This window comes from Lysobacter claricitrinus (assembly GCF_045866565.1).
GTDB classification, from domain to species: Bacteria; Pseudomonadota; Gammaproteobacteria; order Xanthomonadales; family Xanthomonadaceae; genus Cognatilysobacter; species Cognatilysobacter claricitrinus.
In genome coordinates, this window is the sequence record NZ_BAAFZV010000002.1 from 1,425,022 (window position 1) to 1,440,665 (window position 15,644).

Annotated in this window: 18 protein-coding genes and 1 tRNA gene; 12 read left to right on the forward strand and 7 right to left on the reverse strand. The window is 68.0% G+C overall.

The window, feature by feature from the left end; translation table 11 throughout:
• Nucleotides 1-39 precede the first annotated feature (39 nt).
• From ACKTTN_RS11460 to ACKTTN_RS11470, 3 genes are read left to right on the forward strand one after another with little or no spacing between them, the layout of a single operon-like run.
• Complete coding sequence (locus tag ACKTTN_RS11460; RefSeq protein ID WP_407909962.1) at nt 40-681, forward strand: hypothetical protein; 642 nt, start codon at nt 40-42, stop codon at nt 679-681.
• Nucleotides 682-727: 46 nt separating this feature from the next.
• Nucleotides 728-1,333 (forward strand): hypothetical protein, encoded by a 606-nt coding sequence (locus tag ACKTTN_RS11465; RefSeq protein ID WP_407909963.1) that lies wholly within the window; start codon nt 728-730, stop codon nt 1,331-1,333.
• A gap of 55 nt (nt 1,334-1,388) precedes the next feature.
• Complete coding sequence (locus tag ACKTTN_RS11470) at nt 1,389-2,306, forward strand: branched-chain amino acid transaminase (protein ID WP_407909964.1); 918 nt, start codon at nt 1,389-1,391, stop codon at nt 2,304-2,306.
• 35 nt (nt 2,307-2,341) lie between these two features.
• Here the strand turns inward: ACKTTN_RS11470 and ACKTTN_RS11475 are convergent, their stop codons facing one another.
• From ACKTTN_RS11475 to ACKTTN_RS11500, 6 genes are all read right to left on the reverse strand, one after another.
• Complete coding sequence (locus ACKTTN_RS11475) at nt 2,342-3,670, reverse strand: sensor histidine kinase (RefSeq protein WP_407909965.1); 1,329 nt, start codon at nt 3,668-3,670, stop codon at nt 2,342-2,344.
• A 78-nt stretch (nt 3,671-3,748) separates the two neighbouring features.
• Nucleotides 3,749-4,432, reverse strand: coding sequence for a response regulator transcription factor (locus ACKTTN_RS11480; RefSeq protein ID WP_407909966.1), 684 nt, complete (start codon nt 4,430-4,432; stop codon nt 3,749-3,751).
• A 310-nt stretch (nt 4,433-4,742) separates the two neighbouring features.
• On the reverse strand, nt 4,743-5,651 hold the full coding sequence (gene rimK / locus ACKTTN_RS11485; RefSeq protein ID WP_407909967.1) for a 30S ribosomal protein S6--L-glutamate ligase: 909 nt from the start codon (nt 5,649-5,651) through the stop codon (nt 4,743-4,745).
• Nucleotides 5,648-6,112, reverse strand: coding sequence for an ATP-dependent zinc protease family protein (locus ACKTTN_RS11490; protein ID WP_407909968.1), 465 nt, complete (start codon nt 6,110-6,112; stop codon nt 5,648-5,650). Before ACKTTN_RS11490 ends, rimK begins: the two co-directional genes overlap by 4 nt.
• Before the next feature lie 60 nt (nt 6,113-6,172).
• Nucleotides 6,173-6,246 (reverse strand) — tRNA-Gly (locus ACKTTN_RS11495).
• Nucleotides 6,247-6,301: 55 nt separating this feature from the next.
• Entirely contained in the window at nt 6,302-8,128 is a 1,827-nt protein-coding gene (locus ACKTTN_RS11500; RefSeq protein WP_407910078.1) for an autotransporter domain-containing protein, read from the reverse strand.
• 176 nt (nt 8,129-8,304) lie between these two features.
• Between ACKTTN_RS11500 and thiS the strand changes: the two genes are divergently transcribed.
• The 9 genes from thiS to ACKTTN_RS11545 all read left to right on the forward strand — a co-directional run bounded on the left by thiS (nt 8,305) and on the right by ACKTTN_RS11545 (nt 15,251).
• Complete coding sequence (gene thiS / locus ACKTTN_RS11505; protein ID WP_407909969.1) at nt 8,305-8,517, forward strand: sulfur carrier protein ThiS; 213 nt, start codon at nt 8,305-8,307, stop codon at nt 8,515-8,517.
• Between the two features lie 239 nt (nt 8,518-8,756).
• Nucleotides 8,757-9,551 carry a thiazole synthase gene (locus ACKTTN_RS11510; RefSeq protein WP_407909970.1) on the forward strand — a complete coding sequence of 265 codons (795 nt, stop codon included), beginning with the start codon at nt 8,757-8,759 and terminating at the stop codon, nt 9,549-9,551.
• Nucleotides 9,551-10,273, forward strand: coding sequence for a tRNA (guanosine(46)-N7)-methyltransferase TrmB (gene trmB / locus ACKTTN_RS11515; RefSeq protein ID WP_407909971.1), 723 nt, complete (start codon nt 9,551-9,553; stop codon nt 10,271-10,273). Before ACKTTN_RS11510 ends, trmB begins: the two co-directional genes overlap by 1 nt.
• A 68-nt stretch (nt 10,274-10,341) precedes the next feature.
• Complete coding sequence (locus ACKTTN_RS11520; protein ID WP_407909972.1) at nt 10,342-12,183, forward strand: SLC13 family permease; 1,842 nt, start codon at nt 10,342-10,344, stop codon at nt 12,181-12,183.
• Between the two features lie 111 nt (nt 12,184-12,294).
• Nucleotides 12,295-12,705 (forward strand): YciI family protein, encoded by a 411-nt coding sequence (locus ACKTTN_RS11525; RefSeq protein WP_407909973.1) that lies wholly within the window; start codon nt 12,295-12,297, stop codon nt 12,703-12,705.
• A gap of 12 nt (nt 12,706-12,717) precedes the next feature.
• Nucleotides 12,718-13,149 carry a VOC family protein gene (locus tag ACKTTN_RS11530; protein ID WP_407909974.1) on the forward strand — a complete coding sequence of 144 codons (432 nt, stop codon included), beginning with the start codon at nt 12,718-12,720 and terminating at the stop codon, nt 13,147-13,149.
• Nucleotides 13,146-13,556 (forward strand): VOC family protein, encoded by a 411-nt coding sequence (locus tag ACKTTN_RS11535; RefSeq protein WP_407909975.1) that lies wholly within the window; start codon nt 13,146-13,148, stop codon nt 13,554-13,556. Before ACKTTN_RS11530 ends, ACKTTN_RS11535 begins: the two co-directional genes overlap by 4 nt.
• Nucleotides 13,557-13,560: 4 nt before the next feature.
• Entirely contained in the window at nt 13,561-14,823 is a 1,263-nt protein-coding gene (locus ACKTTN_RS11540) for an RNA polymerase sigma factor (protein ID WP_407909976.1), read from the forward strand.
• Nucleotides 14,824-14,876: 53 nt separating this feature from the next.
• Nucleotides 14,877-15,251, forward strand: coding sequence for a YciI family protein (locus tag ACKTTN_RS11545; RefSeq protein ID WP_407909977.1), 375 nt, complete (start codon nt 14,877-14,879; stop codon nt 15,249-15,251).
• Here ACKTTN_RS11545 and ACKTTN_RS11550 read toward each other — a convergent pair.
• A complete protein-coding gene (locus tag ACKTTN_RS11550; protein ID WP_407909978.1) occupies nt 15,248-15,577 on the reverse strand; it encodes a Rieske (2Fe-2S) protein in 330 nt (109 codons plus the stop codon). The two genes, ACKTTN_RS11545 and ACKTTN_RS11550, sit on opposite strands and share 4 nt — an antisense overlap.
• Nucleotides 15,578-15,644 lie beyond the last annotated feature (67 nt).

Sequence of the window (15,644 nt, forward strand, 5' to 3'; positions counted from 1 at the left end):
TTTCGACCATGAACGCACCGAAGTCTGCAGGTGCGTGCCATGAAAGTTCCGATGTCGTTGCTCACCGTCGCGCTGGGTGTCGGGCTTACGCTGCCGGCCTCCTCCGACGTGCATGCCGCGTACACCGGCATCCAGCGTTGCCGCGCACCGGACGGCACCGCCGTCTACACGGACAAGCCGTGCGGCGCGTTTTCCGCGCAGCCGGAAGCGATATCGCAGGATCTGGGCATGCGCCTCGTCAGCGAGGCGTCGCGCGAGCCGGAGGCGTACGCGGATGCGATGCAGAGCAACGCGATCGCGCCGTCTTCGAATGTAGGCCGGCGTTCGCTCGCCGACGGTTGCGCGCGTTCACCGACGCAACTGGCGATGGACATCCAGGGCTCGATGGCGATGCGTGACGTGAACCGCCTCGCCGAAAGCTGGCAGTGGGCGGGCATGACTAAGCAACGCGCGATGCCCGTGATGGCGCGCCTGGAAAAGCTGACGCACGAACAGCTGGTGTCGACGCAGTATTTCGATGCGCAGATCGGCTTCGGCATGCAGCTGGCGTCGGCCGACGACTCCGCGACTGCCGATGGGCGCGCGGGCATCCTGCAGATGTCGCTGGTGGGCAAGTCCATGCCGCAGTCGATGGAGCTGAACGTCGAGCGTTACGCGGGCTGCTATTTCGTCCACTTCTGACCTTTGAGAGGGCGACGCCGCGCCGCGCCGGCTTTAGGCTTGGCGGGTGCGACGCCTTGCCCTGCTCCTGATCGTCCTTCTCGTTTGCGCATTCCCGCTACAGGGTCTGGCGCAGGTGCGGCATTGCGTGATGCCGAACGGCACGGTCGTCTACACCGACCAGCGCTGCGACGCCATCGGCGCGCGCGAGCAGGCGCCGCAGCCCAGCGCGCCCGGTGGCGCACCGCAGCTGCGCAACTACCGGCCCGCGTGCCCGCGCACGTTGCGTGATCTCGCGTACGAAGTGACGTCGGCGGTCGAGGCGCACGACGTCAACCGGCTTGCGTCGGTCTACCTGTGGGACGGCATCGGCACCCGCGAGGGCTATGCGTTGATGGACCGACTCCAGGTGGTCGTCGACCGACCGCTGGTCGACCTGCAGCCGGTGTGGCCGGACGGCGAGCCCTATCCGTCGTCGGTACCCCCGACGCGTCCGCCGCTCGCGCTGCGGCTGGAGCAGACGTCGATCCGCGGCGGTACGCCGATCCGTGCGGTGTTCGGGTTGCGCAAGTACCTGGACTGCTGGTGGATCGTCGAAGGCGGTGCCCGTCGCCCGCCTGCGACGCCGCCTCCGGCCGACGCCGCCACCCCCGCCGCACCGCCGGTCGACTGACGTCGTTCCGCCCGCTCAGGGCACAATACGCGCTTCCCTGTACCGGACGTCGCGCATGCACTACCCCGAATGGATCTGGCACAACGGCGCGATCAAGCCGTGGGCCGAGGCCACCACCCATGTGATGTCGCATGCGCTGCACTACGGTTCGTCGGTGTTCGAAGGCATCCGCTGCTACGAGACACCGAACGGCCCCGCGATCTTCCGTCTCACCGACCACAACCGTCGCCTGTTCGCGTCGGCGCGCATCTACGAGATGGCGATCCCCTATTCGCTCGACGAGATCAACGCCGCCTGCCGCGAGGTGATCCTGCGCAACGGCCTGACGCGCGCCTACCTTCGCCCGCTCGCCTACCGCGGTCTGGGCGGCTTCGGCCTGTCGGCGGAGACGCCGGTCGACGTGTCGGTGGCGTCCTGGTTCATGGGCCCGTACCTCGGCGAAGGCGTGCTCGAACAGGGCATCGACGCCTGCGTCTCAAGCTGGCAGCGTTTCGCGCCGAACACCATTCCGGCCGGCGCGAAAGCCGGCGGCAACTACCTGTCGGGGCAGCTGATCGCGCGTGAAGCGCGTCGCCTCGGCTTCGGCGAAGGCATCGCGCTGGCATCCTCCGGCCTGCTCAGCGAAGGCGCCGGCGAGAACCTGTTCCTGGTGTTCGACGGCGCGCTGCACACGACGCCCGTCAGCGCCGCGCTGCTCAACGGCCTCACGCGCAACACGATCATGACGCTCGCTCGCGACAACGGCATCGCGGTGATCGAGCGCGACATCCCGCGCGAATATCTCTACCTGTGCGACGAGCTTTTCATGTGCGGCACCGCGGCCGAGATCACGCCGATCCGTTCCGTCGACGGTCGCCAGGTCGGCACCGGCAAGACGGGGCCGATGACCAAGCGCATCCAGGACCTGTTCTTCGGTCTGTTCGCAGGCACCACGCCCGATCGCTACGGCTGGCTGGAACCGCTCGAAGGCTGATGCCATGGACGCGACGCTGCAACGGCGTCGCGTCCTCAGCCGAATGTCAGGGTCGCCAGCACGCCGCGCTCGGCGCCCGGTTTGACCTGCACTTCCCAACCGTAGAGTTCGCACAGGCGTCGAACGATCGACAGGCCGATGCCGCCGCCCTGCGAATGGCCGGCGTGCGTGCCGCGATAGCCACGCTCGAACAGCCGCGCCGCGTCCTCCGGGCTCAGGCCCGGGCCCGAGTCGATGACATCGACGGCGAGCGGTCGCAGGTGGACGATCACCTCGCCTTCCATCGTGTACTTCACGGCGTTGCCGATCAGGTTGTTGAGCGCAACGGTCACGGCCGACTCCGGCGCGTCCACGACGAGCCCGCGCTGGCCCTCGATGCTCAGCGTCACCGGCTTGCCCCCGAGCTGCGCGCGGTGCGCATCGAGCAGCTGCTCCGCCACCTTCGCGACATCGGTCCTGCCCGACCCACGCTCGTTCCGCGACAACAACAGCAGCGCGCTGATCAGGTCGGTGCACTGCTGCTCGGCGCGCTGGATGCGCATCATCCGGTTCCGTGTCTTCTCGTCGACACCGTCGCGCGCTAGCAGCAACTCCACGGCGCCGCGGATCACGGCAAGCGGCGTGCGCAGCTCGTGGCTGACGTCCGCATTGAATTCGCGATCACGCTGCACGATGTGGGTCAGGCGCGCGGAATAGTCATCGAGCGCCGCTGCGAGCTGACCGACCTCATCGTCGGCGAAGTCGTTGGCGAGCGGTTCGTTGAGTCCTGCGCGCGATCGCTTGAGTCGTCGCGCGAGTTCGAGCACGGGGCTCATCACGCGCGACGCCGACCACCAGCCGAGCAGGAACGACAGCACGGTGAAGAAGATGACGACGCCCACCAGCAACTGGTTGAAGCGCCCCTTGCCGCGCTCGGATTCCGAGAGGTCGTAGGCGAGGAAGAACCACGCGCTCGGCGTCTTGCGCACCGCGAGGCGATACGCGAACGGCGTGCCGTCGTCGTTCTTGCCGCTCACCTTGTGGATGCCGTCGCCGAGCACGTACCACTCGGGCTGGTCGACCTTGAGCCGGTCGAACTTGTCGGGCGTCACCACGCGCGCGAGGAACTGCTGCACCGGAATCGCGGGATCGCGCGTCGGGTTGCGCGCGTACTGCCGCGCCACCTCGTCGATGTTGCGATTCATGACGTCGGTGACGAGTTCGTCCTCGACGCGATCGCGCACCCAGTTGGTCGCGAATGCGAGCAACAAGGTCAGGCTGAAACCCAGCAGGACGAAGCCGAGGATGATTCGGCTGCGCAGCCTGCGGCGGTAGCGGGTGCGGGTTCGGGCGCGCGGTGACGCGGCCGGGCTGGCGGACGCCATGGGTCGTCGGGGCTTGCGGGAATGCCGCAGTCTAGGCGTTCGCGCGGCCTGTCACGAGGCCGCGCGGTGCAACGCCGATCAGGTGCTGCCTTCAGGCGCGGCGATGCGATAGCCGATGCCGTGGCGCGTCTGGATGAGCGGCACGCCGAACGGCTTGTCGACCACCGAACGCAGGCCGTGGATGTGCACGCGCAGCGAGTCCGAATCCGGAAGTTCCTCGCCCCAGACGCGGGTCTCGAGTTCCTGTCGCGTCACCACTGCCGGGGATGCTTCCATCAGCGCCTGCAGGATCTTGAGTGCGGTCGGGTTGAGCTGCAGCAGCTTGCCCTGGCGGCGTACCTCGAGCGTGTCGAGGTTGTATTCAAGGTCGGCGACGTTGAGCACGCGCGTCTGCACGCCGCGTCCGCGACGCGACAACGCCGCAAGGCGCACTTCGACTTCCTGCAGCGCGAACGGCTTGATGAGGTAGTCGTCCGCGCCGGAGTCGAAGCCGGCGAGCTTGTTGTCGAGCGAGTCGCGCGCGGTGAGCATCAGCACCGGCGTCTGCTTGCGCGCTTCGTTGCGCAGCTTGCGGCAGACCTCGAGTCCATCGAGGCCCGGCAGGTTGAGGTCGAGCACGATCGCGTCGAAGTCGTGCACCACGGCGAGATGCAGGCCGGTGATGCCGTCCGCGGCGAAGTCGACGGTATGGCCGCGGTCTTCGAGGAAGTCGCCCAGATTGGCGGCGATGTCCTGGTTGTCCTCGATGACAAGGATGCGCATGGCGGTTTCCTGGGGCTGGAGCCGGCTACCGCCCGAGAGCATCGGATTCGGGGTGTGGGAAGCGCGGGGATCGGGGGTTCGCGTATGCATGGGGTCGATTGTGTCAGACGGCTGTTCATGCAGCGTCTTCACGTCGGACCGACGGAAACAAAAAAAGTGCCCGGACGCGAGCGTCCGGGCAAAAAGGTGTTACCCCGATTACCGCGGCCCGCCGAGGAGCCACCCCGGGATGAGCTGCGGTCGGGGCACGCTACGCCCGAAACCCTTAAACGATGGTTAAGGACGTACCGGTTTTTTCGTAAGGAAATCGTTATTTCTTACGGGCGGTTCGCGCCGGCTTCGGTGGCGGGCACGCCCGTGCAACAAAGCGGATGATTTCACCCGCAACGTCCTTTCCGGAGGCCTTTTCGATGCCTTCCAGCCCGGGTGAAGCGTTCACCTCCAGGACCAGCGGACCCCTGTCGGACCGGATCAGGTCCACGCCCGCCACCCCCAGCCCCAGCACCTCGGTGGCCCGGACGGCGACCTCGACCTCGGCCTTGGTCGGCTTGACCCCGACGGCCGTGCCGCCGCGATGCAGGTTGGACCGGAACTCGCCCGCGGGCGCCTGCCGCCGCATCGCCGCGATGACCTTGTCGCCGACCACGAAGCAGCGCAGGTCCGCACCCTTGGCCTCGGCGATGAATTCCTGCACCAGGAAGTTCGCGTAGAGCCCGCGCAGCGCCTCGGTGATCCCGCGCGACGCCGACAGCTTCTCCGCGAGGATGACGCCCGTGCCCTGCGAGCTCTCGGTGAGCTTGATGACGTGCGGCGACGCGCCGAGCAGGTTGAGCAGGTCGCTGGTGTCGTCCGGGTTGTCGCCGAACACCGTCACGGGCATGCGGATGCCTTCCGCCGCGAGCAGCTGGTGCGCACGCAGCTTGTCGCGCGCGCGAAGGATGGCGTCGGATGGATTCGGCGTGTACGTGCCCATCAGTTCGAACTGGCGAAGCACCGCGGAGCCGTAGCGCGTCACCGACGCACCCACGCGCGGTATGACCGCGTGGTAGCCCGTCAGTGGCTTGCCCTTGTAGTGCATCGCGAAGCCTTCCGACGCGATGCGCATGTAGCAGCGCAGCGGATCGAGCACGCGGACCGTGTGGCCTTCCTCGCGCGCGGCCTCGACGAGGCGACGTGTGGAGTACAGCGAGCTGTTGCGCGAGAGGATCGCGAGTTTCATGGGGAAGGCGTTGGTGTGGGGGAGCGCCGCGCGGCGCGGCCGTGCAGGAAGGATCGTGACGGATCGACCGTAAAAATTCCGGAGAGCGCGGTCCGGCCGATCAGCATGGGAAACCGCATTTCGCGACGGTCGGCGAGGTTCACTTCGATCTCGCGCTCCACGCCACCCAGACTCATGCGCATGCGCAGGAAAACCCGCGCGGTGCGACGGCCACCGGAATCGACGACCTCACGCTCGTCGTGAACAGGCGCTTCGAGTTCGACGGTGTGGCGCGCCCCCGGGCTCATGCGGAAGCCGACCCAGGGCGCACCGTCACGCTCGAACCGCCATTGCGTATCGACATGCAATGCGGACGTGCGGGCGCCGGTGTCGATCTTCGCGCGCACCGTGGCGAGGCCGAGATCCGGCAGCGCCACGCGCTCGCGCCAGCCGACCACGATGCGGGACGACGGGGTGTCCAATCAGCTTCCCCTGACAAACGAAAACGGCGACCAGTGTGCCCGGTCGCCGTTTCGATTATGTGGAGCGGGTGATGGGAATCGAACCCACGCTAGCAGCTTGGGAAGCTGCAGTTCTACCATTGAACTACACCCGCGAGGGGCGAAGTCTAGGCCGCGCGCACGCCGCTTGGCAACGCGCGCGGCGGTGGATCAGAAGCCGCTACCGACCGTCAGGAACACCGACGCGTCGTTGCCGCCCTTCTGCATCTCGGTCAGGCTCGCACCGATGTTGGTGTCGAGGCCGAACGCCTTGGTGCGAACGCCGAACGCCAGCGTCGCGTAGGTGTCGTCGAACTCGACGCCCGGCACGGCGTAGTCACCGGTGGTGCCCAGCGACTGCGAACGTGCGAACGCCTGCTCCGGCTGGTCCTCGAACTCGCGGTCCAGAGTGAGACGCGCATACGGCATCACCGCACCGCCGTCGTAATGCGCCTGCCAGCCGATCTTGCCGATCAGCGAATCGAACGACTGGTCCGGATAGGCCAGCGAGGTCGACAGCGTCGGCTGGTCTTCCTCGAAGCCGTCGATGTCGATGTGCTGCGACAGCACGCCGATCACCGGGCCGTGCTTGAACGCGCCGGCGCCGAACTCCCAGCCGCCCTCGGCACCGATCGTCAGCGTGTTGCCATTGGTGTCGCCGCGGTGGATGCGCTCGGCGTTGCCCAGCTGGACGTGGCGGTCGAGGTCGTAGTTGGTGCGCGTGTAACTCAGCTGGCCGTCGACCCATGCCGCGCCGCTGTGCCAGGCGATGTAGCCGCCCAGCGTCGCGTCGTGCTGGTCGAACTCGCCGCCGTTGTTGCCCCAGTCGAACGAGCTGCGACCGAAGCCGCCGAAGCCGCCGTACACGAGGTTGCCCGACTTCCAGTCGACGCCGCCGGTCAGCGACGGACCGGTGCCGTCATACAGGTCGCCCTTGCCGTAACGCTGGAAATCGCCGCGGGCGTTCGCCCACCAGCGCATGCCCTCGCCTTCGATCATCGAACGCGCCATCGCTTCGCCACCGACGACTTCGGCGCGCGAACGGTTGATGACCGACGTGGTGTGCGTCAGCAGCTGCACCTGGCGCGGCGCTTCGACGATCGAGATCGCGTAGTCGCCCATGATCGCGTGGCCGGCAAGCGTCGGATGCACGCCGTCGGCGAACAGGTACGTGTACGGCGCGCTCGGATTGACGTAGGTGGTCGGGTTGCAGGTCAGCGACTGCGCGGTGATCTGCGGCTGGCAGGCCGTGCCGGTGGTGTTGGTGATGCCGAACTGCGCCGGGTTGGCGATGACTTCGTTGAGCAGGTGGAACGTGTCGAGCGGAATGACGTTCGCATTTCCCGACGCCAGGCCGGTGAACAGCGTCTGGTTGTAGAGGTTCGACAGCGCGGTGCCGTTGGCCTGCGCCGCGGCGCCCTGCGCGCGGAACGACGGCGTGGCGCCGATGTCCGGCACGGTGGCGACGAGGATGTAGCGCGCGCCGGCGTTGCTCAGCTGGTTGACGATGTTCACCTGCGCGGTCGCCGCGGCAGCGGTGGTGGCCCCGGCGGTCGCCGGCACGGTCACTGCGCCGAAGATGTCGTTCGCGCCCCCCCAGACGGTGAACAGCGCATTGCCATCAGCGCGGCCGCCGTTGTTGTTGAGATAGGTGTTGACCTGCGTCTGCAGCGACGGCACGGCGCCAAACGCGCTCGGAGCCGTGGTCGCGACCTTCGCGCCGCCGACGGCGAAGTCGGTGCCGGTCGCGTTCTGCACGGTGCTGTTCGCACCGTAGTACGGAACCGCGCTGGTGCCGTAGAAGTCGGCGAGGTACTCGGCCCAGATCAGGCCCGGGTTGGTGGTGAAGCGGCCTGCGATCGCGGCCGACGGGCCCGCTGCCTGGATCAGTGCCGGGCGGAACGCGCCGGTGTCGGTCAGCGAATCGCCGAAGAAGACGGTCTGGGAATAGGTCTGCGCGAAGGCGGGCATCGCGGCAAGGGCAAGCGCGGCGGCCAGCGCGGTACGAACAGGTTTCATCGTTGCGTCCTTGAAAACGGTGGGACCGCCGGCGTACGCGGGCGGATGGCCGGCATCGAAGCACGTGAAGGTCCCGTTACGCAAGCGCCGCCCGGCAGGGTGCAAACCGCTTCAGGAAAGGATGCGAGCCCGCCGCGACGGGGCGACAATGGGCCATGCAATCGAGCCTCAACCTCCAGCTCAACGGCGAGCCCCGCAGCGTGCCCGCCTCCACCGACCTCCGCGCGCTCCTCGAACTCGAAGGCCTGGGCGAACGCAGGGTCGCCGTCGAGATCAATGGCGAGATCGTGCCGCGCAGCCGCCATGCCGGGCATCCGCTGCACGAGGGGGACCGCGTCGAGATCGTGCACGCGCTGGGAGGCGGGTGAGCGGTGCCTGCTTGCGCGGCGCCGCCGCGTAGGCACCACGAACACCGGCGCCGCTGGCGCAGGCCGGATGAGGGCAGGCTGCTCACGCGGAATCACGCGTGCCCCTCCCAACGCGTGCGCTGCAGGCCCAGGCTGACGTTCGCAAACCGACACGCGAGTTTTGGCCCCTCACCCGTGCGACGGCACTCGCATCGAATCCACCCGCCCGCAGCCGCGACCCCCGATGCGATAATCCCCGGATGACCGATTTCGCCTTGTCCGACCCGCTCGTCATCGCGGGTGTCACCTATTCCTCGCGCCTGCTCACCGGCACCGGCAAGTTCGCCGACCTCGACGAGACCCGTCGCGCCACCGACGCCGCCGGCGCGCAGATCGTCACCGTCGCGATCCGGCGCACCAACATCGGGCAGAACCCGGGCGAGCCGAACCTGCTCGACGTGCTGCCGCCCGAGCGCTTCACCATCCTTCCGAACACCGCCGGCTGCTACACCGCCGACGACGCGGTGCGCACCTGCCGCCTGGCGCGCGAGCTGCTCGACGGCCACAAGCTGGTGAAGCTCGAAGTGCTCGGCGACCAGCGCACGCTCTATCCCGACGTCGTGCAGACGCTCGCCGCCGCGGAAACGCTCGTCGCCGACGGCTTCGACGTGATGGTCTACACGTCCGACGACCCCATCCTCGCCAAGCGTCTCGAAGAGATCGGCTGCGTCGCGGTCATGCCGCTCGCAGCGCCGATCGGCTCGGGCCTCGGCATCCAGAACAAGTACAACCTGATCGAGATCATCGAGCAGGCGAAGGTGCCGATCATCGTCGACGCCGGCGTGGGCACGGCCTCCGATGCATCGATCGCGATGGAGCTCGGTTGCGACGGCGTGCTGATGAACACCGCGATCGCCGGCGCGAAGAACCCCGTATTGATGGCGCATGCGATGAAGCTCGCCGTCGAAGCCGGACGCGCCGCGTTCAAGGCCGGCCGCATCCCGCGCAAGCGCTTCGCGAGCGCGTCGTCGCCGGTGGATGGACTCATCGGCTGATGACCGAGCCGCACGTCCCGCAGGCCAAGCCATTCACGGTCGAGGAAGGCCATCGCCGCATTCGCAGCTTCGTGCTGCGGCAGGGGCGTTTCAGCGACGCGCAGCAGCGCGCGTTCGACGAGGTATGGCCGCGTTACGGCCTGGAATACACCGCGCAGCCGCGTGATTTCGACGCCGCCTTCGGGCGCAACGCACCGCGCATCCTTGAGATCGGTTTCGGCAACGGCGAGGCGTTTCGTTTTGCTTCCGCGAACGATCCCGCACGCGACTACATCGGCATCGAAGTGCATGCACCGGGCGTCGGGCGTCTGCTCAACGCACTGGCCGCGGACGGCATATCGAACGCGCGTGTTTACCACCACGACGCCGTCGAGGCGCTGGAGAACGAGGTCGCCGACGGCGCCCTGCAGGAAGTGCGCATCTACTTCCCCGACCCGTGGCACAAGGCGCGCCATCACAAGCGTCGCCTGGTGCAGCCTGAATTCGCGCAACTGCTCGTGCGCAAGCTTGCGCCGGGTGGACTGCTGCATCTGGCGACCGACTGGGAGGGCTATGCCGAGCACATGTGGGACGTACTCGACGCGACGCCGGGCATCGTCAACCGGGCCGGCCCGCGCGGATATGTGCCGCGCCCCGAATGGCGACCGGAAACGCATTTCGAGAAGCGCGGCCTGAAACTCGGCCACGGCGTCTGGGACCTCCTCTACGATCGCGTGGGATGAGTCCGACCATCGCCGACGCCCGCACCGCTGCACCCGCGCACGATGCGCGATCCGGAGCCCGCTGAGCGATGGATGACGTCGCGCTTCCGCTGACGCAGGACATGGTCGTGGTGCTGGCGATCACCGCCTTCACCATGGTGATGTTCCTGTTCGAGCGGATCCGCGCCGATGTCGTCGCGCTGGTGGTGCTGGTGCTGCTCGGGCTCACCGGCATCATCGAACCCGACGCGCTGTTCAACGGCTTCTCGGGCAACGCCGTCATCTCGATCATCTCGACGATGATCCTCGGCGCCGGCCTTGATCGCACCGGCGCGCTGAACCGACTCGCGGGCTGGCTGCTGCGGCGTTCGCATGGCGACGAGCAGCGCCTGTTCCTGCTCACCACGGCGGTTGCCGGACTCAACTCGTCGTTCATGCAGAACCCGTCGGTGATGGCGTTGTACATGCCCGTCGCCGCCCGTTTGTCGTCGCGCACCGGCCTGTCGTTGCCGAAACTACTGCTACCAATCGCCGCGGCGATCGTGATGGGCGGCGGGCTGACCATGGTCGGCAACTCGCCGCTGATTCTTCTGAACGACCTTCTGGTCGCCGCGAACGCGAACCTGCCATCGGGCGCCGCCACGCTCGAACCGCTGCACATGTTCCGTCCGCTGCCGATCGGCGTCGCGCTGCTCGCCTCGTCGCTCGCCTACTTCCACTATCGCGGGCTCAAGGCGCTGCCCGACGACGAAGGCAAGGGCGCGACGCCTGGCCGCACCGAAAGTTATTTCGCGCAGGCGCACGGCATCGAAGGCGACGTCTACGAACTCGAAGTCACCGACGAAAGCCCACTGGTGGGGCTGACCATCGGCGACGTCGAACGCCTGCATGGCGTGCCGATGCTGCTGGCGCTCAAGACCGGCGACGAAAGCCGCCTGTCGCCCGCCGCCGACGCGACGTTGATCGCCGGCAGCGTGCTCGGCGTGATGGGTCCGCAGCAGCAGGTGCTCGACTTCGCGCAGGGCCAGTTCCTGCGCGTCGGGACGCGGCTGCGCAACTTCGCCGACCTGTTCAATCCCGCGCGCGCCGGCATTTCCGAAGCGGTGGTGCCGGCGACGTCGCGCTACATCGGCAAGACGTCAGGCGAACTGCAACTGCGGCGCCGCTACGGCATCTACCTGCTCGCGATCAATCGCGGCCGCGAAGTGATTCGCGACGACGTGCGCGACGTGGCGCTGCGCGCCGGCGACATGCTCGTCTTCCACAGCATCTGGACCGACCTCGCCGAGATCGCCGCGACGCGCGAAGTCGCGATCGTCACCGACTACCCGAAAGCCAAGCAGCGCCCGCACAAGTTCCGCATCGCGATCGTGATCTTCACCGTCGCCATGCTGCTGGCGCTGTCGTCGCGGCTGCCGGTATCGATCGCGCTGATGACCGGCGTGGCCGGCATGCTGATCGCGGGCGTGATCGACATCGACGAGGCGTACCAGGCGATCAACTGGAAGACGGTGTTCCTGATGGCCTGCCTGATCCCGCTCGGCTGGGCGATGGACTCCAGCGGTGCGGCGGCGTGGCTTGCGGGCCACACGGTCGAGCGCCTGCCGTCGGGCACGCCGCCATGGCTGCTGCAGATCCTGATCGCGATCAGCACCACCGCCTTGTCACTCGTGATCAGCCACGTCGGCGCGACGATCGTCGTCGTGCCACTCGCGATAAACCTCGCGCTCGCGGCGGGCGGTGATCCCACTGCGTTCGCGCTCACGGTCGCGCTGTCCGCATCGAACAACTTCATGACCGCGTCCAACCCGGTCATCTCGATGATCACCGGCCCGGCCGGTTACAGCGCGCGTGATCTCTGGCGCATCGGCGGCCCGCTGTCGCTGATCTATTCGTTCGTCATCGTGGTGATGATCAACCTGATGTTCTGACGGCCGCTTCCGACCGTTCGTCGGCCGGCACTGCGGCGGTGTCGAAATCGCTATGCCTCGTTCGTCGTATCCCATGAAGGCCGGCACTCGCCGCGCCACTGGAGAACGACGATGCGCGTGATGGTGCTGGTGAAAGCGACGAAGGCGTCCGAAGCGGGCGTCATGCCCGACCTCTCGCTGATCAAGGCGATGGGCGACTTCAACGACGAGCTGGTGAAGGCCGGCGTGCTGCTGGCGGCCGATGGCCTGAAGGCGTCATCGCACGGCGTGCGCGTGCATTTCGACGGAACCAAACGCACCGTCAGCGACGGGCCGTTCGCCGAGACGCGCGAACTCGTCGCCGGTTTCTGGCTGTGGGAGGTGCGCTCGATGGACGAAGCGATCGAGTGGGCGCGCCGCTGCCCGAACCCGCACGCCGACGGCGGTGAACTCGAGATCCGCCCGATCTTCAGCGAAGAAGAATTCCTCGCCCTGCTGCCGCCTGAACTCCGCGAGTCGCAGGCGCAGGCCACCAGCCGCTGACCGGAGAACGACATGCAACTGATCGCCTACCTCGCCTTCGATGGCAACTGCCGCGAGGCCTTCGAGTTCTACCGTGCCGCGCTCGGCGGCGACTTCGTGTTCGCCATGAGCTACGGCGAGTCGCCGATGGCCGCGGACATGCCGCCGGAGACGCACGGCCGCCTCATGCACATCCACCTGCAGGTCGGCGGCGCCGCGCTGATGGGCGCCGACGGCCAGCCCGGCTGCGGCGAGACCGCGCACGGCGGCACCAACATCAACGTGATGGCCGACAGCGTCGCCGATGCCGAACGCATCTGGGCCAAACTCGCCGAAGGCGCGAACGTCACCATGCCGCTGGCGCCGACATTCTGGGCCGAACGTTTCGGCATGTTGACCGATCGCTACGGCAAGCCGTGGATGGTCAACTACATGCCGCCGCAGGACGGAGGACACCGCGCATGAAACATCCGCTCTACCTCAATCTGCCTGTCGTCGACGTCGCGCGCACCAAGCGGTTCGTCGAAGCGCTCGGCCTGGACGTCGACCCGACGTTCAGCGGCGAGAACGCCGTCTGCGTGCGCCTCAACGAAGGCGTGCAACTGATGTTCCTCGCGCGCCCGATGTTCCGGTCGTTCACCAAGAAGGCCGCCGGTGACCCAGCGACGTCGACGCAGCATTTCCTCACGCTGTCCTTCGATTCGCGCGACGCGGTCGACGACTTCCACCGACGCGCCGTCGACGCCGGCGCGGTCATGGAGCACGACGCCGAGGACTCGGGGTTCATGTATCAGCGCGCGTTCAACGACCCGGAGGGCCATCAATGGGGCCTGTTCTGGATGGACCCGTCGCAAATGCCGCCGGCCGCGTGAGTCGATGACGGTCGACGTGTCGCGACAGCTGGACACGTTGTGGCGAATGGAATCGCCGCGACTGGTCGCGCGCGTCGCCCGCATCACCGGCGACGTCGGCGTCGCGGAAGAACTGGTGCAGGACGTCCTGGTGCAGGCGCTGCAACGGTGGCCGGTAGACGGCGTTCCGTCCACCCCGGCCGCGTGGCTGATGACGGCCGCCAAGCATCGTGCCGTCGACCACCTGCGCCAACGCGCACTGCACGGCGAACGCCAACGGGAGTACGCGGTGGAACGCGAACTGCACGACGCGTCGGTCGGCGGAGGGCCCGCCATGCACGCCGATGACGACATCGGCGACGATCTGTTGCGACTGATGTTCGTCGCCTGCCATCCGGTGCTGCCGGTCGATGCGCGCGTCGCGCTGACGCTGCGGTTGCTGGGTGGCTTGACCGTCGAGGAAATCGCACGCGCTTTCCTCACGCGCGAGGCCACGATTTCGCAGCGAATCGTCCGCGCCAAGCAGAAGCTGCGCGATGCACGCGTGCCGTTCGAGGTGCCGCGTCGCGAAGAATTGCCGGAGCGGCTCGATGCGGTGCTGCACGTGCTCTACCTCGTCTTCAACGAAGGCTATGCGGCGACCGCCGGCGATGATCTCGTCCGCCCGGCGTTGTGCGAGGACGCGATGCGGCTCGGCCGTGCGCTGGCCGGCCTGATGCCGGACGAAGCCGACGTGCACGGGCTGGTCGCGCTGATGGAACTGCAGGCGTCGCGACTGAAGGCGCGCACCGACGCCGACGGCAACGCGATCCTGCTGACCGACCAGGACCGGCGCCGCTGGGACCGCACGCTGATCCTGCACGGGCTGGCGGAACTCGATCGCGCCATTGCGCTCGGCGGCGCGGAGGGTACGTACGCGCTGCAGGCCGCGATCGCCGCCTGCCATGCGCGCGCGGCGTCCGCCGACGCGACCGACTGGCCGCGCATCGCGACGCTGTACGCGCGGTTGTCGGACGTGACCGCATCGCCGGTTGTCGAACTCAACCGCGCGGTAGCGGAGTCGATGGCGTTCGGCCCGGAACGCGCGCTGCAGCGCGTCGACCGCCTGGTCCGCGAGGGCACGCTGGCCGACTACGCCCTGCTGCCCGCCGTGCGCGCCGACCTGCTCGATCGGCTCGGTCGGGGCCACGAAGCGCGCGTCGATTTCGAACGCGCCGCCGCGCTCACCCGCAATGCACGCGAGCGTCGCGTGCTGCTGGATCGCGCATCGCGCTGCGGGGCCGCGTGACAGCCGCCGCCCACGCGCGCAGCATGTCGACGACCGATCCTCGGACGCCGCCCATGCAGTTCCTCCTGCTCGTGTACATCGACGACGCGCGCCTCGCCGAGCTTCCGGCCGCGGAGTTCGATCGCCACATGAACCATTGCCTCGTCAACGCCGACGAACTGCGCGCGCAGGGCTGCCTGTTGCAGTCGCAGCAGCTGGAATTGCCGGCCACCGCGCGCGCCGTGCGCCATCGCGACGGCGCCGCGCGCATCACCGACGGGCCGTTCGCGGAAACCAAGGAATACCTCGCCGGCTTCAACCTCATCGAAGCCGCCGACATCGACGCCGCAGTGCGCATCGCCGAGTCGATGCCGTGGACGCGCTACGGCGCCATCGAAGTGCGGCCGGTGCGCGACATCGACGCCGTGCGCCGGCGCGTCGGCGCCTAGTCGAGCCGCACGTCGCCGTCCTTGACGCGCACATCGACGCGTCGCAGCGACTCACCCTTGCACGGCCCCGCCACGCACTCGCCGCTCGGCAACGCGAACGACGCGCCGTGCGCCGCGCAGACCAGCAGGCCCTCGCGCGTCAGCAGGAACTTGCCGGGCGCCCAGTCCAGCCGACGTCCCGCGTGCGGGCACACGTTGAGGAACGCGTCGACGCATTCGCCCGAGCGCAGCAGGATCAGCGACTCCGGTTCGCCGTCGATGAGCGCCTCGGCCTCCGACGGCTGGCCGTCGGCCAGCGCCGCCAGCGAAACGAGAACTTGAGTCATCGACTTAACGCTTCCCTCACACGACACCCGGAGCCGCGCCGGATACTCCGACGCTCGCACGACCCGT